At 59.2% G+C, this 25,639-nt stretch carries 17 protein-coding genes; 12 read left to right on the forward strand and 5 right to left on the reverse strand.

Annotated features, from left to right (window positions below; all coding sequences use genetic code 11):
* Window positions 1-2 precede the first annotated feature (2 nt).
* A complete protein-coding gene (locus GTQ55_RS08960) occupies window positions 3-719 on the reverse strand; it encodes an ABC transporter ATP-binding protein (protein WP_161858426.1) in 717 nt (238 codons plus the stop codon).
* 272 nt (window positions 720-991) lie between these two features.
* Between GTQ55_RS08960 and atpD the strand changes: the two genes are divergently transcribed.
* Genes atpD through GTQ55_RS09005 form a run of 9 tightly spaced genes read left to right on the forward strand, consistent with a single transcriptional unit; the run spans window position 992 to window position 7,902 of the window.
* On the forward strand, window positions 992-2,380 hold the full coding sequence (gene atpD / locus GTQ55_RS08965) for a F0F1 ATP synthase subunit beta (protein WP_161858427.1): 1,389 nt from the start codon (window positions 992-994) through the stop codon (window positions 2,378-2,380).
* On the forward strand, window positions 2,377-2,781 hold the full coding sequence (locus GTQ55_RS08970) for a F0F1 ATP synthase subunit delta/epsilon (protein ID WP_202620605.1): 405 nt from the start codon (window positions 2,377-2,379) through the stop codon (window positions 2,779-2,781). Before atpD ends, GTQ55_RS08970 begins: the two co-directional genes overlap by 4 nt.
* Window positions 2,782-2,799: 18 nt before the next feature.
* Window positions 2,800-3,075 (forward strand): AtpZ/AtpI family protein, encoded by a 276-nt coding sequence (locus tag GTQ55_RS08975; RefSeq protein WP_183946536.1) that lies wholly within the window; start codon window positions 2,800-2,802, stop codon window positions 3,073-3,075.
* Window positions 3,076-3,081: 6 nt separating this feature from the next.
* Entirely contained in the window at window positions 3,082-3,786 is a 705-nt protein-coding gene (locus GTQ55_RS08980; protein WP_161858429.1) for a F0F1 ATP synthase subunit A, read from the forward strand.
* Window positions 3,779-4,048: an ATP synthase F0 subunit C gene (gene atpE, locus GTQ55_RS08985; RefSeq protein WP_161858430.1), complete on the forward strand. Its 270-nt coding sequence runs from the start codon at window positions 3,779-3,781 to the stop codon at window positions 4,046-4,048. Before GTQ55_RS08980 ends, atpE begins: the two co-directional genes overlap by 8 nt.
* A gap of 13 nt (window positions 4,049-4,061) precedes the next feature.
* Complete coding sequence (locus tag GTQ55_RS08990) at window positions 4,062-4,817, forward strand: F0F1 ATP synthase subunit delta (protein ID WP_161858431.1); 756 nt, start codon at window positions 4,062-4,064, stop codon at window positions 4,815-4,817.
* On the forward strand, window positions 4,810-6,279 hold the full coding sequence (locus GTQ55_RS08995) for a F0F1 ATP synthase subunit alpha (RefSeq protein ID WP_161858432.1): 1,470 nt from the start codon (window positions 4,810-4,812) through the stop codon (window positions 6,277-6,279). Before GTQ55_RS08990 ends, GTQ55_RS08995 begins: the two co-directional genes overlap by 8 nt.
* A complete protein-coding gene (locus tag GTQ55_RS09000) occupies window positions 6,276-7,148 on the forward strand; it encodes a F0F1 ATP synthase subunit gamma (RefSeq protein WP_161858433.1) in 873 nt (290 codons plus the stop codon). The genes GTQ55_RS08995 and GTQ55_RS09000 overlap by 4 nt, the downstream gene beginning before the upstream one ends.
* A 4-nt stretch (window positions 7,149-7,152) precedes the next feature.
* Entirely contained in the window at window positions 7,153-7,902 is a 750-nt protein-coding gene (locus tag GTQ55_RS09005) for a ZIP family metal transporter (protein ID WP_161858434.1), read from the forward strand.
* Here the strand turns inward: GTQ55_RS09005 and GTQ55_RS09010 are convergent, their stop codons facing one another.
* A complete protein-coding gene (locus tag GTQ55_RS09010; RefSeq protein WP_161858435.1) occupies window positions 7,903-9,063 on the reverse strand; it encodes a glutaredoxin domain-containing protein in 1,161 nt (386 codons plus the stop codon). It lies immediately after the preceding gene.
* Window positions 9,064-9,206: 143 nt separating this feature from the next.
* Here GTQ55_RS09010 and GTQ55_RS09015 point away from each other — a divergent pair, with 143 nt between their 5' ends.
* Entirely contained in the window at window positions 9,207-11,888 is a 2,682-nt protein-coding gene (locus GTQ55_RS09015) for a cation-translocating P-type ATPase (protein ID WP_161858436.1), read from the forward strand.
* Between the two features lie 30 nt (window positions 11,889-11,918).
* Here the strand turns inward: GTQ55_RS09015 and GTQ55_RS09020 are convergent, their stop codons facing one another.
* On the reverse strand, window positions 11,919-12,329 hold the full coding sequence (locus tag GTQ55_RS09020; protein ID WP_161858437.1) for a low affinity iron permease family protein: 411 nt from the start codon (window positions 12,327-12,329) through the stop codon (window positions 11,919-11,921).
* A 50-nt stretch (window positions 12,330-12,379) separates the two neighbouring features.
* The gene (ppsA, locus tag GTQ55_RS09025; RefSeq protein WP_161858438.1) at window positions 12,380-14,794 is read right to left on the reverse strand and encodes a phosphoenolpyruvate synthase; all 2,415 of its coding nucleotides are present in this window, start codon (window positions 14,792-14,794) and stop codon (window positions 12,380-12,382) included.
* 231 nt (window positions 14,795-15,025) lie between these two features.
* Here ppsA and GTQ55_RS09030 point away from each other — a divergent pair, with 231 nt between their 5' ends.
* Window positions 15,026-16,015 (forward strand): universal stress protein, encoded by a 990-nt coding sequence (locus tag GTQ55_RS09030; RefSeq protein WP_161858439.1) that lies wholly within the window; start codon window positions 15,026-15,028, stop codon window positions 16,013-16,015.
* A complete protein-coding gene (locus GTQ55_RS09035) occupies window positions 16,012-24,627 on the forward strand; it encodes a GH36-type glycosyl hydrolase domain-containing protein (RefSeq protein WP_237567623.1) in 8,616 nt (2,871 codons plus the stop codon). The genes GTQ55_RS09030 and GTQ55_RS09035 overlap by 4 nt, the downstream gene beginning before the upstream one ends.
* 70 nt (window positions 24,628-24,697) lie before the next feature.
* Here the strand turns inward: GTQ55_RS09035 and GTQ55_RS09040 are convergent, their stop codons facing one another.
* Window positions 24,698-25,615, reverse strand: a complete 918-nt coding sequence (locus tag GTQ55_RS09040) for a 1-phosphofructokinase family hexose kinase (protein WP_161858441.1) — start codon at window positions 25,613-25,615, stop codon at window positions 24,698-24,700.
* Between the last annotated feature and the right edge of the window lie 24 nt (window positions 25,616-25,639).

A 25,639-nucleotide genomic window follows, 5' to 3' on the forward strand; every position in this document is an offset into this window, starting at 1 on the left:
CGTTACCAGCTCAGGTCCGCAGGGGCGCAGGGCTGCGCATTGACTTCCGTGTTCTGAATCTGGCCGTCGGCCATGCTCAACACGCGGTCCGCCATGTCGGCGATGGCGGCATTATGGGTGATCACCATCGTGGTCGTGCCGAGCTCGCGGTTGACCCGGGCAATGGCTTCGAGCACCACGATGCCGGTTTTGCTGTCCAGTGCACCCGTGGGTTCATCGCACATCAGCACACGCGGCTGCTTGGCGATGGCGCGGGCAATGGCTACCCGCTGCTGTTCGCCACCGGAAAGCTGTGCGGGAAAATGATCCATCCGCGCGGCAAGGCCAACCAGTTCCAACGCCTGTTCCGGGGTCATCGGGTCCTGTGCGATTTCCGTTACCAGGGCCACATTTTCCCGCGCAGTCAGGCTCGGGATCAGGTTGTAAAACTGGAACACGAAGCCCACGTATTCCCGCCGAAACCAGGTCAGGTGCCGGTCGTCGAAGGCGGTCAGCTCCTCGTGGTCGAAATACACCTGTCCTTCGGTGGGGGAATCGAGGCCGCCGAGAATGTTCAAAAGGGTGGACTTGCCGCTCCCGGACGGCCCCAGCAGTACCACCATTTCACCCCGCGGCACGGACAGGCTCACGCCGCGCAGTGCGTAAACCCTGGATTCACCGCTGCCGTAAATTTTGCTCAGGTTCTCGGCACGAATGGCCGGCTGTTTATCGTTATCCATGTCGGGACACCAATACCCTGGGTGGTCCATTTCACTGCACCGGCTGGCGAAAACTGTTGCGACAACTATTGCGACAGTTGTGGAGAAAACTGTCAGTGCAGATGCTGACTGGCGGCAAAGGCGCCGTGCATTCCAAACAGCGCGCGCCAAAGCGGCAGACTCCTTCTATTCTAGAGGGAAACGCACGGCATGAAATAAACCCCAATAAATTCTGTTGCAATCCGCCATCGGGCAAAAAGCCCGCCTTTCGGCGGTGACCTGAGGCGCTAAATATGGCGGAGACCAAAGTGGAAGTCCGGCCCATCGGCACTATTGCGGAAGTGCATGGGCCGGTTGTGGTCATCCGCTGCGCGTCATTGCCCCCCATACGCCAGGCGCTGCGCGCATCCATCAACAGCGATGATTACCTGTTTGAAGTGCATCAGCATCTCGACCAGCATCACGTGCGCGCCATCACCCTGCACCGCACCGCCGGGCTGCGCCGGGGGCTGGCGGTATTCGATACCGGCGCTCCGTTACATGTGCCGGCGAGCCCCGAGTGTCTGGGCCGCCTGCTGAATATTTTTGGCGAACCGCTGGACGGTGGTGATCCACTGAAGGCGCGCGAGTATCGCAACATCCACAGCGCGCCGGCGGCGCTCGCGGATGTTGTGGGTACCGGGGATATTCTGCAAACCGGGATCAAGGTCATCGACCTGCTGTGTCCGTTTGTCCGCGGCGGCAAGACCGGGCTGTTTGGCGGCGCCGGTGTCGGCAAGACCGTGCTGGTGATGGAGTTCATGCATGCGGTCGCGTCATTGCATAGCGGCGTATCCGTATTTGCCGGCGTCGGCGAGCGCATTCGTGAGGGGCATGAATTGTGGCACGAAATGCGCGAAGCCGGGGTGATGGCGCAGACCCTGATGTGCTTCGGACAGATGGACGAATCACCCGGGGTGCGCTTTCGCATTGGGCTGTCGGCACTCTCCTACGCGGAGTATCTTCGCGACACCCTGCACAAGGAAGTGCTGTTCGTGATGGACAATATTTTCCGCTTTGTGCAGGCGGGCAGCGAGATTTCCAGCCTGCTCGGCCGCATGCCCGCGACCGTGGGCTACCAGCCCACACTGATCAGTGAAGTGGCGGAGCTACAGGAGCGGATTCTCTCCACTCGCGAGGGCGCCGTCACGGCGGTACAGGCGGTCTATGTGCCCGCGGACGATATGACAGACCCCGCGGTAAGCGCCATCTTCAGTCATCTGGATTCATCGGTGGTGCTGTCCCGCGCACAGGCGGGCAAGGGGATTTACCCCGCAGTGGAGCCGCTGCTGTCCAGCAGCCGGGTGATGGACCGTCACACGCTGGGCGACCGCCACTACGCGGTGGCGGAGGGCGTGCGGGAACATCTCGCGCGCTACCGCGAACTCGAGGACATCATTGCCATGCTGGGGATCGAGGAGTTGTCGCCCGGGGACCGGCTCACTGTCGAGCGCGCGCGCAAGCTGCAACGCTACCTTACCCAGCCATTCAAGGTCATTACCTCGCAAACGGGCATGCAGGGCGTGTCGGTGCCGCTGGAGACCACCCTCGACGATTGCGAAGCCTTCCTGCGCGGGGACTACGACGAACTGCCGGAAGATGCATGTTATATGCGCGGCAGTATGCAGGAAAAAACAGGGTGAATATCTTTGCGCTGGAATTACTTTCTGCCGCCGAGCAGCGGCGTGTCGAGGGTGTTGTTTCCTTTGTCGGTGAGGATGCGTCCGGCAGTTTCGGCATCCAGGCCGGACACGAGCGCGCAATCACCGTGTTGCTGTTTGGCCTGGCCCGTTTCCGCTGTGCGGAGGCTGACTGGCAGTATCTGGCACTGCCCGGCGGGCTTCTCTACTTTGTCGACAACCATCTACAGATATGTACCCGTCACTTTCTGATCGATAGTGATTACGACGTTATTTCCGACAGGCTGCAGAAACAGTTGCTCGCGGAGGAGCGTGACCTGCAGAAGACGAAGGAGAGTCTGCGTCGCATGGAGGAATCCGTATTGCGACGTCTGTGGGAGCTGGGGCGAGCGGGGAACGAGTAAAGCACACCAGGAATTATCATGGCCAAGGATAGCGAAAAGGAACTGCGCGAACGCGTCAGCCGGCAGGCCAGGCGGATGAAGCAGGCGGAGCACGACCGCCGTACACTGCTCGCGCAGACGATCTATATCGGCACCCTGGGGCTGGTATTTGTCCTGCCGGTAGTCGGCGGCGCCTACCTGGGACGCTGGCTGGACGGCTTTGTAGCCGGCTACTCCATGCGCTGGACCCTGAGCCTGATTTTTCTCGGTGTGGTGGTGGGTGGTTTCAATGTTTACCTGTTGATCCGGGAATAAGGATATATGTCCGAGAACGGCGGCGAGCTGTCTCCGGTGGTACTGTTTAATGCAGGGCCGCTGGCCATCACCAGTACTGTGCTGACGACCCTCGGGATCGTCGCGTTGATCGCGCTGGTGGCCTGGTTACTGTCGCGCCGGCTGCGGGATCAGCCCGGGCGCTTTCAGACCATGGCGGAAAGCGTGGTAGTGGCAATGGAAGACGCAATCCGGGCGGTGGCGCCGGATCATGTGAAGCTACTGTTGCCGTTTATCGGCAGCCTGTGGATTTACCTCGTGATCGCCAATCTGACGGGGCTGATACCGGGCCTGCACTCACCCACGAGGGATCTTTCGGCGACGGCCGCTCTGGCGATATTAGTGTTCCTGTCGGTGCATTGGTTCGGCATCCGCAGTCAGGGATTGCGCAGCTACCTGCGTCACTACATTTCCCCAAATCCTGTTTTGCTGCCGTTCCATTTACTCAGTGAAATCACCCGCACCGTCGCACTGGCGGTGCGACTCTTTGGCAACATGATGAGTCTGGAAATGGCCGCATTGCTGGTGTTGCTGGTGGCGGGTTTTCTCGCACCTATTCCCATACTCATGTTGCACATCGTAGAGGCGCTGGTTCAGGCCTATATTTTCGGCATGCTGGCCCTTATTTATGTGGCTGGAGGCCTGCAGTTACAGCAACTTAAACAAACCACACAGGGAGAGAACCATGAGTGATATGACATGGTTTACCGGGCTTTCAACAGTCGCAGCGGTGATCGGCATCGCCATTGGGGTACTCGGCCCGGCGTTTGCCATGGGGCGCGCCATCAGCAGTGCCCTGGAGGCGATGGCTCGACAGCCCGAGGCGGAAAAATCGATCATGCGGACGCTGTTTATCGGCCTGGCGATGATCGAGTCCCTGGCGATTTATGTGCTGGTGATCATCCTGATCGTACTGTTCCGCAATCCGTTGCTGGAATATATCGTCAAGGGGTAGGGGCGCGGCCTGTATGGAACTCAACTGGACGACCTTCCTGCTCGAGATCTTCAACTTCCTGGTGCTGGTGTGGATTCTCAAACGGTTTTTCTACAAGCCATTACAGGACGCTATTGCCCGCCGCCAGGCCGCCATAGAGCAGCGGGTGGATGAAGCGCGCAAGATGCAGGAAAGCGCCCAGCAACTGCAGCAAAAATACGAAAGCGACCTCGCCGAAATCGATCGCGAGCGGGAGGCTGCTCGGGAAAAACTGCAACGGGAAATCAATGATGAGCGCAGAAAGCGGGAAGCGGCGCTGGAAGAATCCCTGCAGCAGCAACGTCAGAAGGCGGAGGCGATTGCGCAACAACAAAACCGCGAGCGGCGACGACAACAACAACAGCGTGCCCTCGAGCAGGGGAGCCGTTTTGCCACGCGACTGCTGGAGGAGGGCGCAGGACCGGAGCTGGAAGCACGCCTTCTCGAACTCACCCTCAATGGGTTGCGTCAGCTGCCGCCCGAGCGGTTGGCTTCTCTGCGCGGATACCAGTTGGAACACCCGGAGCCGGTGGATGTCGTGAGCGCTTTCCCCCTGCCTGATGCGCACCGTGAAAAGGTCGAGCAGATACTGTCCGAGATACTGGACGGCGATATACGCAGCCATTTCCGCGAGGACCGCACACTGATGGCGGGTTTGCGTATCGCCATCGGCCCCTGGGTACTGGGTGTCAATGTGCGTGACGAGCTGAAGGGCTTCGCCCGCCTGGAACGGGAAACCGCCCGTGAGTGACGATCTGCTCGAGCGCCGCGATGAATGGCTGAAAAGCTACCGCCCCCGACTGCGCATCGGCGAGCAGGGGCAGGTGATCTCTGTGGGCGATGGCATTGCCTGGGTTGCGGGCCTGCCCACGGCGGCGATGGACGATTTGCTGGATTTCGATGACGGCAGCCGGGGACTGGTTTTCGACCTGACCGGTGACCTGGTCGGCGCGATTTTGCTGCAGGAAACCGCGGACCTTACCGCCGGTACTGCGGCCCGATTGCGCGACAAGCCGCTCGGTATTGCGGTGGGGGACGCGTTGCTCGGGCGCATCATAGACCCGCTGGGGAACCCGCTGGACCGCCGCGGCATACCCGAATGCAATGGGTGGCGGCGGCTGGAAGCCGCCTCTCCCGCCATTGTCGAGCGAGATTTTGTCGATGCACCGCTGTATACCGGTAGCAAGGTGCTGGACACCCTGATTCCCATCGGCCGCGGACAGCGACAACTGCTGGTGGGCGACGAAGGACTCGGTCGCAGCTCGCTGGCGCTGGATACGGTAATCAACCAGCGCGGCGATAGCGTGCAGTGCGTCTACGTATTGATCGGTCAAAAGCGCACCGCGGTGGTCAACACCATCGAGATCCTGAGGGACTACGGCGCGCTGGAGTACACCACGCTGGTGGTGGCAGAAGCCAGCGCGTTACCAGGGTTACAGCACCTGGCCCCATTTGCCGGCTGCAGTATCGCCGAATACTGGATGCGCAAGGGGATGCATACCCTGGTGGTGTACGACGACCTTTCCACCCATGCGAAAAACTATCGGCAGTTATCGCTCCTGTTGCGGCGGCCACCGGGGCGCGAAGCCTATCCCGGGGATATCTTCTCGGTACACGCGCGACTGCTGGAAAGGGCGACCTGCCTCAACCCTGAAAATGGTGGCGGCAGCATGACCGCACTGCCCATTATCGAGACCCAGCAAGGCGAGATCGCCGCGTATATTCCCACCAACCTTATTTCCATCACCGATGGCCAGGTTTATCTCGACCGGGAACTGTTCGCCGGGGGTTTTCGTCCCGCCATTGATATCGGCAAATCCGTATCCCGCATCGGTGGCCGGGCGCAGCACCCCGCCATCAAGCGCGAGGCGGGGCGGATGAAGCTGGATTATCTGCAGTTTCTGGAACTGGAGATGTTCACCCGTTTTGGCGCAAAGCTCGAGGCCAGTATGGAGAAGGCGATTCGTCGTGGCCGCATACTGCGAGAGATCCTGAAACAGGAGCGCCTTTCACCGCTGCCGATTGAATTTCAGCTGGCCTGGATGCTGGCCTTTAATGCGGGGCTGCTGGATGCGGTGCATCCGGACAAGGTGCGCACTTTACTGGACAAGCTGCAGCGGGAGGTGGCCGCTTGTGAACTCACTCTGGACGATAAGCGCGACCGCTGGCTCGGCAGAGTGCGAGGCTGGCTCGGGGTGAAGGAGCCGGTATGAGTCGTCGCCGGGAGTTGATACATCAGCAGCAAAAACTCGGCGAGGCGCGCGAGATCGTGTCATCGATGAAGTCGCTGGCGTTTATGGAAAGCCGTCGCCTGGGACAGTCTCTGGATGTGCAGCGGCAGATTGTGCGCACCATGGAGCGGGCCGCCGCCGACTTCCTGAGGTTTCACCCCGATCTTTTGCCGGAGACGGATGCAAAGGGGCCGTCGGCGTCACCCCGCCATATCTTTCTGCTGCTGGGATCCGAGCGCGGTTTTTGCGGCAACTTTAACGAAAGCCTCCTGGCCAGTCTGGATACGTACGAGAAGGGCGCTTCCGTTGAAAAGACCGGCGTGATCGCCTTCGGGCAGAAGCTCTGTAACAGGCTCGAGGGCGACCCCCGGCTGATCACCGGGCTCGACGGCGCGGCGGTGCTGGATGAGGTTCCGGGAGCACTAAACAGGCTGGTGGACACCCTCACCGAGTTGCAGGCCGGTGAAGACACCTTGAGGCTGACGACGCTGTTTCACGATCCGGAGCAGGAGGCCATCGTCAGCTGCGAACTGCTGCCGCCATTCCAGCACCTGTCACCGCCCGAGGCTTCCCTGGCCGGCCCTCCGCAGCTCAACCTTGATCCTGCGCGGTTTCTACTGGAGCTGGTGGATCAGTACCTGTTTGCCACATTGCACGAGATGCTGTTTGTCTCGATGATGGCCGAAAACCTGCAGCGTATGCAGCATCTGGAAGGCGCCGTACGGTATCTGGACCAGAACCTGGATTCTCTGCAGCGCCGCAGCAACCAGCTGCGTCAGGAGGAAATTACCGAAGAGATCGAGGTCATTCTTCTCAGCAGCGTCAGCGTTGCTCCGCCGACGGTAGACTGAACCCATGGATACACTGGTCTGGATCCTTGTCGGCGGCATGATCATGAGCGCCATTGCCATGATCGGTGCCGTGACCGTATTTATGCGGCGATCGACACTGGAGCGGATACTGTTGCCACTGGTGTCCCTCGCCGCCGCCACCCTGATGGGTGGAGCCTTCTTTCACATGTTGCCCCAAGGGCTGGAGAGTATGTCGGCACTGCCGGCAACGGTATGGCTAATGGCGGGCTTCAGCAGCTTTTTGCTGCTGGAACAATTGCTGCACTGGCACCATTCCCATCGGCGTCAGCTTCGCAGCAATGCGGAACAGGACAAGCAGCCGGTTACTTATTTGATCCTGCTCGGCGACGCGATCCACAACCTGATTGGCGGCCTCGCCATTGCCAGCACCTTCCTGATTGATGCGCGTGCGGGGATTTCCGCCTGGATCGCGGCGGTCGCCCACGAGATTCCCCAGGAGTTGGGCGACTTCGGAGTGTTGGTGCACGGCGGCTGGTCGCGTCGGCGTGCTCTCCTGTGGAACCTTATTTCGGCGTTGACCTTTCCCCTGGGGGCGCTGATTGCCTATTTTCTATCGCGACAATTCGATGTGGCGTGGTTGATGATGTTTGGCGCCGGCAATTTCCTCTACATTGCCGCGTCCGACCTGATACCGGAAATCAAACAACAGGCAGGATTGCGGGATGTCGCGGTGCACTTCTGTTTTTTTGGCGCCGGTCTGCTGCTGATGTTAGCGTTGACACAGGTGCTTTGACTATATGAGCAGTTGCGGAAACAGCAGCATTGCCACGCCGAGCAGCAGCATCACCGCCCCGCTGATGAGTTTCAACCAGCGCCCCGTGCGTTCCGACAGCTTGCGGCTGCCCAGTGCGATGACCGCGAGGGTGACCATCAGTGCGTCGTCGGCAATATAGGCGAGGATGTAGAGTCCCAGGTAGCCGTAGTAGCCGGGAGCACTCAATTCTTGTTGCGCAAGCACCGCGGTATAAATCGCTGGAAGGCCAGCAGTGCAGAGCAGTTCGATGAAGTTCACCAGCACCGCCAGAATGGCGACACCGACCATGGACGAAAGCAGCGCGTCTGCGCGCAACACATTGCGTACCCGGGCATAGATACCGCTTTTGGCAGAATCGGGAATCGACAGGGTGTATTTGCGGCGGCCGTCAAAGAAATCTCGCAGGTTAACGACACCGATAACGATGGCGATAGTGGCGAGCACAATACGCAGGAACCTGGTTAGCCCGACTACTAAAAACAGGTTCAGCCAGGCAGCCATAAACGCGTAGTACACCGCGCCGCTGACCAGCACAAATGTGCCGGCAATCAGCGCCATGCGACGACGGTCTTGTAGCCGTACCAGAATCGACAGCAGAAACAGCAAAACCCACATGGCGCAGGGATTGAAGCCGTCAATCAGTCCCAGGGCAATGGTGAAGAGAGGGAGGCCGAGCCGGTCGACACTGAGGTCGCCAAACCCCGCCTCTTCAGTCTTTCCCGGCGGTGCGCTGCCTCCCTCGATTAGTTGGTCCAGCTTGGGCCCGGTGTCCACGGCACTGACGAATCCCACCAGTACACGCCCCTCGATTACGAAGGTCGGGACGCCCGGCGGCCATTCACCCACCCGCCGCGAGTGTCGTTCGAGGTCGTCGGCGGCACGGGGATCGGTATCCAGGGAGCGGTATACGATTTGCAGGTTGGGGTGTGCGCGCGCAAGCCGTGGCAGGTACTGTTTGGCATCTGCACAGTGTGGACATCCGCTGCGCACGAACACTTCGAGCACCTTGGCCTGCTGTGCCTGTGCGTTGTTCACGACAGTGAACAGCAGCCCCAGTAACAGGAGGGGAACGCCGACGGCAGAAACACATCGCAGACGGCGAGCTGAGGCGCTGTGTTCAAGAGTTGTTTGCTGGCGCATGATCTATCCGCTGGCTTTCTGTCTTCACATACATATAGCAGGAATCAGGTCCAAAGCGGGTGGCGCGGCATCGAGGCTGCTATTTTTGCTATTGACAGGCGAAACGATGGCCTTATGAACACCTTTCTTACTCTCGAACCGCAATGAACGACACCGATCAAGCCCGCCGGTGGTGCAGTCTTTCCATACCGGAAGTCTCCGCGCTGCTCACCGGCAATGACGCGGGACTGGACAGCGCCGACGCCGGGCAACGCCTTTCCCGTTATGGCCCCAATGCGCTGCCTTCACCACGCATGCCCGGGTTTCCGCACCTGTTTTTGCGGCAATTTATTAGCCCTCTGATCTATGTACTGCTGGCCGCGATGGTGGTGTCCGCGGTTGTCGGCAATCCCGCCGATGCCACGTTTATCGGATTGATCCTACTACTCAATGCACTGATCGGCGCCCTACAGGAGCATCAGGCACAGCGCAGTGCACAGGCACTGCGAAAGCTGATGGTCAGCCACGCACGAGTGCTGCGCGACGAAAAAATCTCCGAAATTCCCGCGCACGAGCTGGTTCCCGGTGACCTGGTGCTACTCACCTCCGGTGATCGGGTGCCTGCCGACCTTCGCCTGCTGAATTCTGTAGGGCTGGAGGTGGACGAGTCGGTTCTCACCGGAGAATCTCTGCCCGTTTTCAAAAACAGTGATCGGTTGTGTGAAGTCGATACACCGGTCGCGGAACAGGTCAATACCTGTTTTGCTGGAACGCTGGTTACCGCCGGGCGTGGCCGCGGACTGGTGACGACCACCGGTATGCACACGGAAATGGGCAAGCTGAGCCTGACCATGGAATCAGCACAGTCCGCCAGGCCGCCGCTGTTCCAGCGGATCGAGCGCTTCAGCAAAAAGCTGATGATCGCGCTGCTGTTTGCGGTGGTGCTGCTGGCAGCCATCGAGCTTGCACGGGATACGGAACCGCTGGTGATTTTCATGACGGCTGTGGCGCTCGCAGTGTCCGCGATTCCCGAGGGCCTGCCGATGGCCCTGACGCTGGTGCTGTCCATCGGCACGCGGCGCATGGTCAAGCGGCACGTGATTGTACGCAAACTGGTGGCGGTAGAGAGCCTGGGTTCCTGTACCGTCATTGCCACTGACAAGACCGGCACCCTGACAGAAAACCACCTCACCGCGCGGGAAATGGTTTTCTGTGATGAGCGCAGCGTCACCATTGACGGCGGCAAACTGCCATCAGCAGCCAACGCGCCGAGACACAACAACTCGCTGGTGATCCGACTTGCCCGCGTAGCCGCCCTGTGCAATGAAGCGGAATTGCGTCCGCTGGAGAATGGTGAGTGGCACAGTAGTGGGGATGCAGTGGATCAGGCGCTGCTGGTGATGGCCCATAAAGTCGGGTTACAGCGTCACACGCTTTCCGGGCAATGGCCGCTAATGGCCGAAGTTCACTATGAGCCCGCACTGGGCTTCGCCGCCACGCTGCATGGCAAGCCTCAGGGCGCGGGATCACTTGTCTGCGTCAAGGGCGCACTGGAAAAACTGTTGCCCATGTGCGATCGCATGGCGACTGCCGACGGGGATACGTCGCTGGATGCTGCGCAAGTACTGTCGGCAATGAGCCGTCTTGCCGAACAGGGCGCGCGCGTGCTGGCGTTCGCCGATGGCGAGGGCAGTGCCCCCGAACACTTCACGGCAGAAAACCTTCGCGGGCTCTGCATGCTGGGACTGGTGGCGATGTTTGACCCGCTGCGTGCCGGTGCTGCGGACGCCGTTGCCGAGTGCCGGGCGGCAGGTATTCGCGTGTGTATGCTCACCGGGGATCACCCGCGCACAGCGCTCCGAATCGCGCAGGAATTGCGGCTTGCCGACCGTGACGATAACCCTGTGACCGGCACCCACCTGGCCCAGGCGGAAGCCAGGGGTCCTGAAGCACTGGATGCGCTGACCGCGGACACCCGCGTTTATGCGCGGGTGTCCCCAGAGCAAAAGCTCTCCATCGTGCAATCACTGCAGCGCCAGGGGCAATTCGTGGCGGTGACCGGTGACGGCGTCAACGATGCGCCGGCACTCAGTCGCGCTCATGTAGGCGTAGCGATGGGCGAGCAGGGGACCGAGGTGGCCAAGGAGTCGGCCGACCTTCTGCTCACCGATGACAACTTCGCATCGGTGGTGGCGGGTGTCGAGGAGGGGCGGATTGCCTACCAGAACATACGCAAGGTGATTTTCTTCCTGATCTCCACCGGCGCCGCCGAGGTGATGCTGTTCGTACTCACCACCGCCTTTGGCCTGCCGCTACCCCTGACGCCAGTCCAGCTGTTGTGGCTCAACCTGGTGACCAACAGTGTACAGAGTATGGGGCTGGCACTGGAGCCGGGCGAGGGCGACGAAATGCGCAAACCGCCACGCCCCCCCAAAGAATCTCTGTTCAATCCGGTGATGCTACGGCGGGTACTGGTTTCCGGAATGGTGATGGGCGGCCTCGCGTTTACCTGCTTTTACTGGCTGTTACAGCATGGCTGGGAAGTAGATGCGGCGCGCAACAGTGTACTGCTGCTGATGGTGCTGTTCGAAAACGTGCAAGTATTCAACAGCCGTTCCGAGACCCGCTCCATTTTCCGTCAGCCATTTTTTTCGAACCCGGTCCTGCTGTTGGGCACCCTGTTTGCTCAGGGGCTTCATATCCTGTGTCTGTATTCACCGCTGATGCAGGAAGTACTCGGTGTCTCTCCCGTGAGCGCCATGCAGTGGAGTGCGCTGCTGTCGATTGCACTGTTGCAGTTACTGGCCATGGAGCTGTTGCTCTGTTGGACACGCGGGTGGCGCTAGTTCATTCGCGAAATCGTCAGCAACCAGTTTTCAAGCCTCCGGAGTACCGGTATCTGATTCGCCATGCGCGAGTTCTTCGCGTGCCACGGTCGCGAGGTGTTCATACCTGCGTAGAAATTCCTGCAAGGTTTGCTCGTCGAGTTCTTCAAGGTCAAGCAGGGCGTTGTGCGCACCTCTGGTTGCCCGGATCAGTTCATCGAGTTTGACCTGAATTGCTTCCGTATCCCGGTTTTGTGTGTTCTGGATCAAGAACACCATCAGGAATGTGACTGTGGTGGTGATGGTGTTGATAATCAGTTGCCACGTATTACTAAAACCAAAAATGGGCCCGGATAGTGCCCAAAAAACGATAATGCCGACGGCTGCGGCAAAGATCTTTGGTCGGCCACAGAAGTGGGCCGCTGACTTGGCAAGCTTTGAATACCAGTTGGATGGACGCATGGTAATTCCCTCTGACGAATGTCTACGCGCGTTAACAACACGCGCTGTGGCTAACTATCTGCCTGCTGCTCGATAGCTGCCACCCTTTGTATGGTGCGTAAAAGGGCGTCCGGGCTCAGACTGATGGAATCGATACCAAGCTTCACCAGATACTCGGCCACCTCGGGATAATTGGATGGCGCCTCACCGCATATTCCCGCGGGAATACCATTGCGCTGCGCGCCCTCGATCGCCAGCCGAATCATTTCCAGCACGCCCGGGTCCCGTTCATCAAAGTCGAAGGCAACGATATCCGAATCCCGGTCAACGCCGAGTACCAGCTGGGTCAGGTCATTGGAGCCAATGGAAATACCGTCGAACAGCTGACTGAAGGCATCGATCTGCACCACGTTGTTGGGGATTTCACACATCACATACACCTGCAGCTGCTGATTACCGTGTGTCAGTCCGTGATCCGCCATTGCCCGCAGTACCTGCTCGCCTTCGGGAATACGGCGACAGAACGGTATCATGACCTTGATGTTCGTCAGCCCCATGACGTCCCGTGCACGCTTTAGCGCAGCGCACTCCAGCGCAAATCCCTGAGCGTAGGCTTCGTGCGCATAGCGCGCCGCGCCGCGAAAACCAAGCATGGGATTTTCTTCATGGGGTTCAAAGGTGCTGCCGCCAATCAGGCGGGCATATTCGTTGGTCTTGAAATCCGAGGTACGCACGATCACCGGCCTGGGATAAAAGGCCGCGGCGATAGTGCCAATCCCTTCTGACAGTTTCTGGATGAAATAGTCTGATCCGCTGTCGTAGTGTGCGGTGAGCGCTTGAATTGCCGCACGATCGTTCTCGTCCCCGATCTTTTCCGGGCATGCCAGCGCCATCGGATGTGCCTTGATATGTTCGTTGACGATAAACTCCATCCGCGCCAGACCGACGCCGTCACAGGGCAGGGCACTCAGGCGGAATGCCTGCTCGGGGCTGGCAAGATTGATCATCATTTTGGTCTTTGTGGCTGGCAACTGATCCAGTGCCACGGTGTTCACTTCGAACGGAATTTCACCGCGATAAACCTGTCCCACGTCCCCTTCGGCACAACTGAGGGTAACGGTTTCGCCGTCCTGCAGCTGGTGTTCGCTGCCAATACCGACCACGGCGGGAATGCCAAATTCCCGCGCCACGATTGCCGCATGACAGGTACGGCCGCCGCGTTCGGTCACCAGGCCGGCGGCCCGGCGCATGGCCGGGCCCCAGTCGGGGCTGGTACTTCTGGCGAGCAGTATCTCGCCGTCCTTGAACGCCGACAGTTGACTGGCATCGGTGACCCGGCGCACCTTGCCCGTGCCAATACCGGTGCCAATGGCCCGACCGCTGGCCAGTTGAGTATGCTTGTCCGGCTTATGAGGGAACCGGTAGTGCTTTAACTGGTTACGGGACTTCTGTGAGGCAACGGTTTCCGGGCGTGCCTGCAACAGATAAAGCCGGCCATCATCCGCGTCCTTGCCCCACTCCAGATCCATGGGACAGGGCGATCCACGGAGCGCACTGTAGTGTTTTTCGGCAGTAATGGCGTAATGCGCGAGGGTCAGCACTTCATCGTCGCTGAGGCTGAACTGGTCCCGCAGGGCCTCCGGCGTGTCGATGTTGTGCACGTCCTGACTGTTAAGATCCTCGTCGCACACCATGGTCTGCTGTTTGGCGCCGATCTGCCGCCGCAGGACACACCGGTATCCCTGTTCGTAGGTGGGTTTGTGCACGTAGAATTCATCCGGGTCCACCGTGCCCTGGACGATATTCTCGCCCAGACCATATACGGAGGTAATGAACACCACATCGCGGAAACCACTGTCCGTATCGAGGGAAAACATCACGCCACTGGACGCTTGGTCGGTGCGCGCCATTTTCATCACCGCGATGGCAAGGGAGACCTTGAAGTGATCGTATCCATTGCGCTCGCGATAACTAATTGCGCGGGCGGTGAATAGGGACGCAAAACAGCGCCGACAGGCTTCGAGCAAGCCATCAATGTCACCTATATTCAGAAAACTGTCATGCTGCCCGGCGAAGCTGGCGTCGGGTAAATCCTCAGCAGTAGCGGAACTGCGTACGGCTACCCGCAGTGTATCCCCGTATTCTGCACAAAGACTTTCATAGGCGCCGGTAATTTCCTGTGCGACAACCTTGGGCAGACCGGCGCCGTACACAATCTCACGCGCATGTTCAGCAATCACATCCTGCCGATCATTGTCTGCATTCTGCAGGCCGTCCAGTAGCTCCCGTAAGGGTTTCCAGGCATTGGCGCTGTCGAGCACGGCTCGATAGGCTGCGGCGGTGATAGTAAAGCCATTGGGAACAAGGATTCCCCGAGGTGATAGCGTGCGATACATTTCTCCAAGTGACGCGCTCTTGCCGCCAACGTCTGCAATATGTTCGAGCCCTGTGTCCTTGAACCAGCGAATGTAACGATATTCTGCCATGTGGAATCCACCGCCTGATTTTGTCCCTGTTTTCAACGTCAGTTGCCGTCAATTTTTACCATTCTGACCATAGCCGCGCTAAGCTGAATGCGCGCTCTGTTTTTCTCCATTCGCGTATTAGACGTCAGCACAATTGAGCCCCAGGGTCTCCGATAACATCGCTGACGCTTTTGAATGTCTGTAAACAAACTGTTTCATACGCTCTTACGCCGATCTTTCGGGGGATCCGCCATGCCTTTCAAGCATATATTGTTGCCACTGGACAGCTCCACGCTTGCCGAGGAGGCCGTTACCCACGCCATCACCCTGGCACGTAGTAGTGGGGCCGACATTCACCTGCTGCACGTACAGAAGTCTCCCTCGCATTCCGATGAACACTGCACTGATCCGGTCGAATGGCGATTGCGCAGGGCCGAATTGCGCAGCTATCTAAAGAATCTCTCAGAGCAGATTACGGGACAGAATATCCGCGTGACGCTAAGTATTGTAGAAGGGCGGCCCGCAGAGCAGATCGTCGAATATTGTGAAGAGAAAAACATCGATCTGATTGTGATCACAGCCTATGGAAAGGGCGGTATCAGTCGCTTTGATTTCGGTAGTACAGCGCAACAGGTGTTCAGTGGATCCGGGCGCTCGTTTATGGTGGTCCGACCCGCGGGGGCGCCACCAGATGAGGAGGAAACCGCCTACCGGAGGATTCTCGTGTCCATGGATGGGTCACCGCGTTCTGAGTGGGTAGCTTGCCAGGTGGCCTCTATGATGCGTGGACAGAAGGTCGAAATTATCCTGTTGCAGGTGATCGCCATACCGGAGATGCCGCGTCGTATGCCGATTACCCAGGAAGAGCATGCGACCCGAGAGAAATTTGTCGAATGTAACCGCCGTGCCGCAGAGGCTTATCTCGACGAAGTTGCACGGCAACTGCGCAACGGCATCAAGGTGACGCCGAAGCTTCTGGTGGCCCAGAATGTTGCGGAGCGCATCTACGCAACCGCGGCCAAGGAGCAGGTGGATCTGATCGCCATGAGTGCCCACGACTGGCAGAGCGGTGCCCAGCAGGTAACCGGGACACTCTGTCATACGGTCATGTGCCAGAGTAACCTGCCGGTACTGGTATTCCAGGATCTGCCAGAAGCCCAACTACAGGGCTTACGATTGGGATCCAATATTTGCGAAATCCGTCATCCGACACTCTCCAACGACAGCTCAGCCCATCAATGAAACTGCGACGTGGAAATACCGAGCGACCCGGCCGCGCTCGCAAATTCTTTTCGCGCCGAAATTCATCAGTGACGCCCTCGGGGAGCAATCAGGCACAAAACCCGGACGAAGAAGATGCGCGGAATCGCACTGAAGAAATGGCGGTGCTCGCGAAGCGTCACCGACACGTGCTTGAAGAGCACCACGATGTTCGCCTCAGTACCTTTTTGCGTCACCTCGATAAGGATTTTCGAGCCATTTACCGGGACCTGGCCATACGGGTTGAAGCAGGTAAAAAAGGCACCCGTAGCGAAGAGTGGCTGCTGGACAACCGCCATGTGGTGCAGGAAGCCCTGGAACTGGTGCGTGAATCGCTGCCGCGGAAATACCTGAAACAACTGCCCAAAGTAAGCGATGAAGACGGCAGTACCAGTTTACGTGTGTGGTCTCTGTCCGCGATGCTGGTTTCTGGCCTTAGGCAACCGCTTGACCTGGAGTCCGTGCACGACCTGATAGACCACTATCAGCAGGAAACCATACTAACCACCGGTGAGCTGTGGGCTCTGCCGGCCGTACTACGCCTGAGCCTGCTACAGAAGTTGGCGGGATCCTCAGAGGAGGTACTGAAAAGGATCGCGCGCGGCGAAGACGCGGAGAGCGTTGGCATTGCCAGCGCCATCATCAGCCTACGGGAGTTGCGGACGTTCGACTGGCGGAATTTTGTCGAATCCCTGAGCCGGGTCGAGCGTATTCTGGAAACAGATCCCGCGGCCGCGTATATGCGGATGGACTTCGCCACGCGTGACCGCTACCGGGGCGTAATCGAACAGCTTTCTCGCGGCAGCGACAGTGCGGAACATCGCGTTGCACAGTGTGTGGTGGAACTCAGTGATCGGGAAACAGAGGATAGCCGGCAGCGGCATATCGGCTATTACCTGATTGGTGACGGTCGACCGGAGCTTGAGGAGGCCGTTGCGTTTACTCCGGACACCCGTCAGCGCCTGCACCAGATGCTACTGGACAGGCCATCCAGCGTCTACTTTACCACGCTGGCCTTTTTCTCCGTGCCCGCACTGTTGGTGCTGGCAACCTACCTACTGCTCAGCGGCACCGGCATCGCGACGACGTTACTAGTGTGCGCAGTTGCCACAGTGCCGATAGTAGGCATTGCACTGGCACTGGTGAATGGACTGATTACCCACAGTTTGTCTCCGAGCAAACTGCCAAAAATGGATTTCAGCCGCGGGATACCGGAAGAGTATCGATCCGCTGTTGTCATGCCTGTGCTGGTCGCGGATATCGATGACATCGAGCGTATTTTCCAGTGTCTGGAAATGAATTTCCTCAACAATGACGACCGCAACCTGGTGTATGTGATCCTTAGTGACTTTAGCGATGCGGGGGCACAGACTACATCGGGCGACGAGGCGCTACTGCAGGCCTTGCGCGAGTCCGTTGAGGCGCTGAATCACCGTTATAACGACAGTGAGGGGCGGTCCCCGTTTCTTTTGTTGCACCGGGAGCGCCACTGGAATAGCGCGGAAACTTGCTGGATGGGATGGGAGCGCAAGCGCGGTAAGTTGCTCGAGTTCAACCGCCTGCTCAGGGGGCACGACGACCACAGCTTCACCACCTGTTTTGGTAACCGGGATCTGCTGCAGAAAATCCATTTTGTCATCACACTGGATGCGGACAGCCAAATGCCCCCGGCCACCGCAGCACGACTGGTGGCGACCATGGCACATCCCCTGAACCGCCTGGTGATCGACAGCGAAGGCCGTCGAGTGATTGACGGGCACGGTTTTCTGCAGCCGCGCCTCGAAATTGATCCGTCAGGCACGGAAGAGACGACGTTCAGCGAGATCTTTTCCGGTGATCGCACCGTCGACCTGTATACCCACGCGGTCTCCGACGCGTACCAGGACCTGTTTGGCGAGGGCATTTTCGCCGGTAAGGGGATCTATGACCCGAAAGTTTTTTCCCAGACTCTTGCCGGGCGTCTGCCGGAGAATGCCATTCTCAGCCATGACCTGCTGGAGGGCGCCGTCGGCGGTGCAGCTCTGATCTCGGATGCCGTTTTCTACGAACAGTACCCGCCGAATATCTTTACGCTGTTGCGACGTTCCCATCGCTGGATCCGTGGAGACTGGCAGCTACTGCCGTGGTTACGCAGAAGGGTGAGGGTGGAGGGGGGGGAAAAGCTCCCCAACCCTCTGCCGGTGATTCAGCGCTGGAAAATTATCGACAATCTGCGTCGTAGCCTGGAAGCGCCTGCACTGTTGGCACTGTTCGTCTTCGCCTGGTTTGGCTTGCTGGGGGGCAGCGCCTGGAGTTGGACCCTTGGCCTGTTGTTGCTATCCGCTGCCCCCGTGTGGCTGGAGCTGCTTTCGCTGTTGTGGCAATGCGTGTCCTGTCCTACACGGGCCCATCTACGTCTCCGCAGCGGTCCGGCAATATTGCACCAGCGCACCCTGTTCTGGCTGATGTCCCTGGCAGTACTGCCGGTCGTTTCGATCAACGCCCTGGATGCGATTGTGCGAACGCTTTACCGGATGGCTATTTCCCGTCGTCACTTGCTGCAATGGACCGCGGCGGCCCAGGTCAATCGTTCATTCAGCGCCACTTCCGTTACCGGTCGCTGCTGGCGTGAGTTGTGGGTTTCGCCGGTGCTGGCGCTGTTAATTACCGCAGGGCTTATTCTCGCGCAACCGACCAGTCTGCTGCCGGCGGCGCCATTTCTCATCGCCTGGCTATTTCTGCCACGACTGATACGCCGCATCAATCAGCCACACCGGGTTGAAACCCAGGAACTCGGTGATGACGACAAGCGTGACTTGCGCCTGCTCGCACGACGTACCTGGTATTTTTTCGAGCATTTCATGGGGCCCGATGACCACTGGTTGCCACCGGATAATTACCAGGAAGAGCCTGTAGCCGTACTGGCACGTCGCACTTCGCCCACCAATATTGGTCTGGGGTTGTTGTCGATTCTCAGTGCCTATGATTTTGGCTATCTCGACCTGGCCCAGCTTCTCGCCCGGCTCAACAACACGTTTGACCGGATGCGTGGGCTCGAACGCTACCGCGGTCATTTTCTCAACTGGTATGAAACACGGGAACTCCACCCGCTGAACCCACGCTATGTATCGACCGTCGACAGCGGAAACCTGGCGGGCAGCCTGCTGACCCTGGCCAGTGGTCTGGAAAACCTGGACTCCATTCCGTTGAGCGGCCGTCAACTGGTAATGGGGATTGCGGATACGTTGGGCGTGGTGGTGGAAACGCTGCAGCCCGCCAACCCGGATACCGTGTCACCAGAAGTGCGTGAAATCACCAAGCAGATCACCGAACTGCGCAAAAGGCTCGAAGTCAGGGCGGAGCAGGAATACTGGTGGCAGACGATCGATGATATCTACGAGCGCGATGTACCGGCACTGCATGAACAGGTGTTGACGCTGATCGAGCGCGATGAAAGCTTTAGCGCGGAATCTCTCGGGCGACTGCGACACTGGCTGGATGAATTGCACCAGCATTCGGTGGCGGCGAGACGCTATCAGGAAAACCTGGAACCCTGGCAGCGGTTAATGCAAGCCCCACCCGTCGCGTGCCGGGAGCAGGGCAGTCAGGCCGCGGAAAGCTTCCGGGAACTCGCCGAAATCCTCGATGCGCCAGTCACACTGAAAACGCTGGCGTATACCAGTGAGCGCGCTGCGAGCCAGTTGAATACATTGAGCCAGGTGCTGGCTACGGTCAGTAACGAGCAACAACAAAGTGCTCAAGCCTGGACTGACAAGCTCCGTACTGCGCTCGTGGTCGCGCAAGATAATGCCGGCACCTACAGGGAAGACATCCACCGACTCGCGGAGCGCGCCCGGGATTGGGTGCGGGAAATGGATTTTGCCTTCTTGTACGACAACCAGCGACACCTTTTCCATATCGGCTATAACGTCACCGACGCAAGACTTGATGCCAATTACTACGATCTACTCGCATCGGAGTCGCGCCTGACCGGTTTCATTGCAGTGGCGAAAGGCGATGTCCCCGCGCGGCACTGGCGACATCTGGAGCGTCCCTTCCGGCGTATCCGCCGGCGCGTTGTGTTGATGTCCTGGAGCGCCACCCTGTTTGAATACCTGATGCCGCGACTGCTGATGGAAACCCCGGACCACAGCCTGATGGGGCAAGCCTGTCGCAGTGCAATTGAAGTCCATCAGGATTTTGCGAAGCGATTTGGCGTACCCTGGGGCATTGCTGAATCCGGTTTTTATGAGCTGGACAGCCAAATGCACTATCAGTATCGCGCCTTTGGCGTGCCCGGTATCGGCTTCCGCCGGGACCTCGGGGAGCGGCTGGTAATTGCACCTTACGCGTCGATGATGGCGCTGCCGTTCTGCGCAGACAGGGTAATGGAAAACCTGCGCCGGTTGCGTAGCCACGGTGGCTATGGCCAGTTCGGACTGCACGAGGCCATCGATTTCGGCCGCACCGCCAAGCCGGCACCGAGACGGGCGCGCACGGTGCGTTCATATATGAGCCACCATCAGGGCATGATCCTGATGGCGATCAACAATTTCCTGCACAGTGATGTGATGCTGCAACGGTTCCATTCCGATGTGCGTATCGCCGGTCTGACACCACTGTTACATGAACGCCTGCCCGCCGCGCCGCCTGCGCTCAAGCCGTGGAAGCTTCCCGGGGTCATGCGGTCTTTCGAGACCGAAGTGGTGCTGGATACCTGGAACGCGACACCCTCACACCCGTATCCACAGTACAACCTGCTTTCCAATGGCCACTACTCACTGATCCTCGCCGCAGATGGCGGTGGCGGTAGCTACTGGGACAATATCGCGCTGACACGTTGGCAGCCAGACCCGACGCATCATCAGTGGGGCCGATTCTGTTACGTGCGCGACCTCGACAGTGACCTGCTGTTTTCCGTGGGACTGTCGCCCTGTGGTGGCGAGGCTAGTCGTCGCACCGCCAACTTCTCTCCCCAGAGTGTCGAGTTTCAGTGCCGCGAGTCCGAATTGTTTTGTCGCCTGCACATAGCAGTCAGCTCACAGCACGATATCGAAGCACGACGACTGGTGATCAAGAACGAGAGCGACCGCGAGCGCCGGCTGCTGCTGTCGGATTTCGCCGAAGTGGTGCTGGCGCCTGAGCGCGATGACCTGCGACACCCGGCCTTCGCCAAGCTCTTTGTGGAAAGCCAGTACCTCCCCGAAGAGCAGGTGATGATCTACCGGCGCCGTCCGCGCGGCAGCAACGAAAAGCCGATTTACATGGCGGAGTGCGTACTGGTGCAGCCCGGCGTGCGCCACCGTCTTGGCTGGGAGACGGATCGCACCCGGTTTCTTGGGCGCGGCGGCACGCCGGTGCGGCCGCGCGCAATGGCCGCAGGTCTTGCGGGCTTCAGCGGTACGACCGGCCCGGTGCTCGACCCGGTCATTGCCGCGGCTCAGGAAGTGACGATTCCGCCACAATCCGAAATCGAAGTGGTATACCTCACCGGCGTGAGCAAATCACGCCAGGAACTCCTGACATCACTGCGCGGCTACCGCTCCCGACCCAAGGCCCGCTGGGTCTTTGACCTTGCGCGCATGCAATCCGAACAGGAGCTGCACAACCTCCATATTGCCGCCGGTGCGATGCGCTGGATGATGGATCTCCTCTCTTTTGTACTCGCACCCATCGGCAGCCTGCGAGCACCTTCCCGCGTTCTGGCTAACAGTCGGCATATCCAGCCTGGTCTGTGGAGCCGGGGGATTTCGGGTGACAACCCCATCCTGTTGGTGCACATCTGCAGCGATCATGAAATCGATTTTGCCCAGGCAATATTGCAGGCACATACCTATTGGTGCGGACGCGGGGTGGCCGTCGATCTGGTAATCATTGATGAGGAATCGGCTGGCTACGAACAACAAACCCGCGACCGCCTGAACGAGATGATCACGGATATACGAGGACGTACTTTGCGCAAGCTGTCCGGCTCGGTGGTCATGGTGCCCGGACAGGAGTTGCCCGGGGATGAGCGAGCGCGCCTGTTGGCTGCCGCGCGGGTGATTCTGAATTCGTCTGCGGGATCGGTGGCACAGCAATTGAAAAATGGCATTGCCACACTGCGGTCGCAGCTTGAGCCACTACCGCCATTTGTGCCGGTGCCCCATGGCGATAATACGACGCAGTCCACGCCCGAGCTTGAGCGACCCGATGACCTGCTGTTTGACAACGGGCTCGGTGGCTTTTCCGCAGATGGACGCGAGTATGTGCTGCATCTGGAACCCGGCCAGCGCCCACCGGCGCCATGGGTTAATGTGATTGCCAACCCGAATTTCGGTTGTCTGGTATCGGAAGGGGGCTCCTGCTGCACCTGGAGCGGCAACAGCGGCGAGCACCGTTTGACTGCCTGGAACAATGATCCGGTCAGGGACCCTAGCGGCGAAGTCCTCTATCTTAGGGATGAGGAAACCGCGGAAGTCTGGACCCCGACCCCGGCCCCGCGGCCAGCGGACGCCGTCTATCAGGTTCGCCATGGAGCCGGTTACAGTGAATTCCGGCACAACAGTCATGGGCTCGAGCAGTTCTGGCGATTCTATACGGATCGCGAGGAACCGGTGAAGTTTGGTCGCCTGACGTTAACCAATTGCTGGGACAGACCGCGACGCCTGACCGCGACCTATTACGTGGAATGGGTCCAGGGACTGGTCAGGGCGGCGAGTTGGCCCTACCTGGTGAGTGAGTTCGATACGGATACTTGTGCGCTGCTGGCCCGCAATGCCTTTGTCCCCGATGCCAAACCCGGCGTCGCATTTCTTACCGCGAGCCTGCCACCACACGGTCTGACCACGGACCGCCATGAATTTCTCGGCAACGCACTGAGCCTTGAGGACCCGGAAGCGCTGTTCCGAATCGGTCTGTCGGGGCGGGTCCAGTGCGGCGGTGACCCCTGTGCTGCCTATCAAGTGCATATTGATCTCGCGGCGGGGGAAACCAAGCAGGTCTATTTCGTGATGGGGGAGGGCGAGGATACCGAACAGGCACTGGCGCTCGCACGGGAATTCCGGCAGCCGGAGCGGGCCGAATCCGCGCGGGTAGGGTTCGAGGATTTCTGGGAAGAATACCTTGGCCGTGTACAGGTGGAAGTACCGGATAAGGCCACTGAGCTGATGGTGAACCGCTGGTTGCCATACCAGACCCTGGCCTGCCGTCTTTGGGGCCGCAGCGGCTTCTACCAATCCAGTGGTGCATTCGGTTTCCGGGACCAGCTTCAGGACGTACAGGCACTGTTGTGGACCCACCCGGACTGGACCCGTGAGCATATCCTGCGCGCCGCCTCGCGCCAGTTCCAGGATGGTGACGTCCTGCACTGGTGGCATGAAAACCCATCGCGCGGTGTGCGCACCCGTTGCTCTGACGACCTATTGTGGCTGCCGTTTGTCACCGCGCAGTATATTCGCACCACCGGCGACTACGAGATCCTGCATGAGCCGGTGTCGTATCTGTGCGGTGCCCCGTTACAGAAAGATGAACATGAACGCTATGCCGAATTCGATACCAGTGAAGAGTCCGGCTCACTTTACGAGCATTGCTGTCGCGCGATTGAAAGGGCGAGTGCTGTTGGCCCGCACGGCCTGCCAGTAATTGGCAACGGGGACTGGAACGATGGCTTCAGTCGTATCAGCACCACCGGTCGCGGCGAGAGCGTCTGGATGGGCTGGTTCCTGCTTCGGGTCTGCCGGGATATGTCGCCGCTGTGTGAATATATCGGCGACGCCGGACTCGCAGACTATTATCGCGCGCTGGGAGAAAACTTCCGCAAACAGGTCGAAGAGAGCGGTTGGGATGGAGCCTGGTACCGTCGCGCTTATTATGATGACGGAACGCCAGTGGGGTCGAGCGAGAGCGATGAATGCAAGATTGACCTGATTGCACAGGCCTGGTCCGTGCTCTCCCAGAAGGCACCCACCGATCGCGCGCGACAGGCGATGGAATCCGCTTACGAGCACCTGGTTCAGGAAGATGCGCGACAAATACTTCTGCTGAAACCGGCCTTTGACAAAACCAAGAAGGACCCGGGTTATATCAAGGGCTATCCACCGGGCATTCGAGAAAATGGCGGCCAGTATACCCACGCCGCTACCTGGTCGGTGTGGGCGGCGGCGGGACTTCAGCACTGTGACCGCGGCCACCACCTGTTCAGCCTGATCAATCCCATTACCCACACCGACACCCCCGAAGGGGTGCAGCGCTATCGTACCGAGCCCTATGTGCTGGCGGGGGATGTCTACGGTGTGCCGCCCCATGTGGGGCGCGGGGGCTGGACCTGGTATTCCGGCGCCTCCGGCTGGCTGTACCGCGGTGCACTGGAGGCACTGCTGGGAGTGCGAATCCTTGATGGTAACAGCCTGGAAATACAACCATGCCTGCCGCAAAGCTGGGATTACTTCCGCCTGTCTCTGGCCTTTAAGGGCAGTCGCTACGATATCGAGGTTCGCAATTGCGGTGGTTGTCCGCGGGAAATCGCGGAACTGCTAGTGGACGGAAAGCCCGTGGACGGTGCGCGAATTTCACTTAACGGAGACGGCGGTCACCACAAGGTAATGTGGATATTCAACAAGCTGGAAACAAGCTAGAAAATGAAAGTAGGGGGGATGCAGTTCGCTGTCGCAACGCCATCCGTGCGGAATGGCAGGTCAAAGAAGTTCACATATTTTTAAAGAGCTGCTCTGCATCTTCCTTGCGGCAAAGCTCGGTACCCGCGGTCATCACAGCCGCCGCACCGGTGGCCACGCCAAATCGCGTCGCTTGTGACAGCGGCTTGCCCCATGAAAGTGCCGCAACAAGCCCACCGACCACGGCATCGCCGGCACCTACCTTGCTGCGCAAATGGACTGGCGGCGCTGATATCTGCTCGAAACCATCAGCGGTAGCGAGCAGCACACCTCCGCGACCGAGGGACAGGATCACGACTTCCGCACCGCCACGGTCGATGATTTCCATCGCCGCCTGTTCTAATGCGGCATGATCGGACAGGTTACGGCCCACCAGTTCTTCCATCTCACGCACATTGGGCTTGATCAGGTACACGCCCACCTCAAGCGCGTGCCGTAATGCCTCCTGTTTGGTATCCACAATAACGCGAATGCCATCCGGTACCGCGCGCAGCAGATCCCCGTACCACTCGGGGGATGTTCCCGCGGGCAGGCTGCCGCTGAACACAAGATAATCCACAGAGGCGGGCACTTGAGAAACCTGCGTTAGCCAGAGCTGCTGCTCGCTGTCACGGAGCAGGGGGCCCGGCATCCCAAACCGGAACAGGTTGCCACTCTTATCTTCTAGTACAATCAGGTTTTCCCGCACGGATTCCGCGATCGGGATCGGCTCGTGCGGGACCTGTTCATCGTCGAGGAACTGCTGCAGGCGCCGCCCATTTTCGCCACCGCAGGTCCAGTAGGCACGAACAGGAACATCCAGTCGGCTGATCACCCGGGCAACATTAATGCCACCGCCCCCAGGATAGTCGCGAATATTGGTGCAGGAGAGCTTGCAGTCGGGAAGGATCTGTTCAACGGATACCGTCTTGTCGATACAAGGGTTGAGGGTAACGGTAACGATGCTCATGCGGTTGGTTTCTCCACCAGAAAC

This window comes from Microbulbifer hydrolyticus (assembly GCF_009931115.1).
GTDB lineage: Bacteria > Pseudomonadota > Gammaproteobacteria > Pseudomonadales > Cellvibrionaceae > Microbulbifer > Microbulbifer hydrolyticus.

Excerpts from the sequence above, each read along its gene's own strand:
- GTQ55_RS09020 (WP_161858437.1), bottom strand. The coding sequence starts at position 12,329 with ATGCGTCCATCCAACTGGTATTCAAAGCTTGCCAAGTCAGCGGCCCAC.
- GTQ55_RS09035 (WP_237567623.1), top strand. The coding sequence starts at position 16,012 with ATGAAACTGCGACGTGGAAATACCGAGCGACCCGGCCGCGCTCGCAAA.
- atpE (WP_161858430.1), top strand. The coding sequence starts at position 3,779 with ATGAGTGATATGACATGGTTTACCGGGCTTTCAACAGTCGCAGCGGTG.
- GTQ55_RS08960 (WP_161858426.1), bottom strand. The coding sequence starts at position 719 with ATGGATAACGATAAACAGCCGGCCATTCGTGCCGAGAACCTGAGCAAA.
- GTQ55_RS08990 (WP_161858431.1), top strand. The coding sequence starts at position 4,062 with ATGGAACTCAACTGGACGACCTTCCTGCTCGAGATCTTCAACTTCCTG.
- ppsA (WP_161858438.1), bottom strand. The coding sequence starts at position 14,794 with ATGGCAGAATATCGTTACATTCGCTGGTTCAAGGACACAGGGCTCGAA.
- GTQ55_RS09005 (WP_161858434.1), top strand. The coding sequence starts at position 7,153 with ATGGATACACTGGTCTGGATCCTTGTCGGCGGCATGATCATGAGCGCC.
- atpD (WP_161858427.1), top strand. The coding sequence starts at position 992 with ATGGCGGAGACCAAAGTGGAAGTCCGGCCCATCGGCACTATTGCGGAA.
- GTQ55_RS09000 (WP_161858433.1), top strand. The coding sequence starts at position 6,276 with ATGAGTCGTCGCCGGGAGTTGATACATCAGCAGCAAAAACTCGGCGAG.
- GTQ55_RS09040 (WP_161858441.1), bottom strand. The coding sequence starts at position 25,615 with ATGAGCATCGTTACCGTTACCCTCAACCCTTGTATCGACAAGACGGTA.
- GTQ55_RS08980 (WP_161858429.1), top strand. The coding sequence starts at position 3,082 with ATGTCCGAGAACGGCGGCGAGCTGTCTCCGGTGGTACTGTTTAATGCA.
- GTQ55_RS09010 (WP_161858435.1), bottom strand. The coding sequence starts at position 9,063 with ATGCGCCAGCAAACAACTCTTGAACACAGCGCCTCAGCTCGCCGTCTG.
- GTQ55_RS09015 (WP_161858436.1), top strand. The coding sequence starts at position 9,207 with ATGAACGACACCGATCAAGCCCGCCGGTGGTGCAGTCTTTCCATACCG.
- GTQ55_RS09030 (WP_161858439.1), top strand. The coding sequence starts at position 15,026 with ATGCCTTTCAAGCATATATTGTTGCCACTGGACAGCTCCACGCTTGCC.
- GTQ55_RS08975 (WP_183946536.1), top strand. The coding sequence starts at position 2,800 with ATGGCCAAGGATAGCGAAAAGGAACTGCGCGAACGCGTCAGCCGGCAG.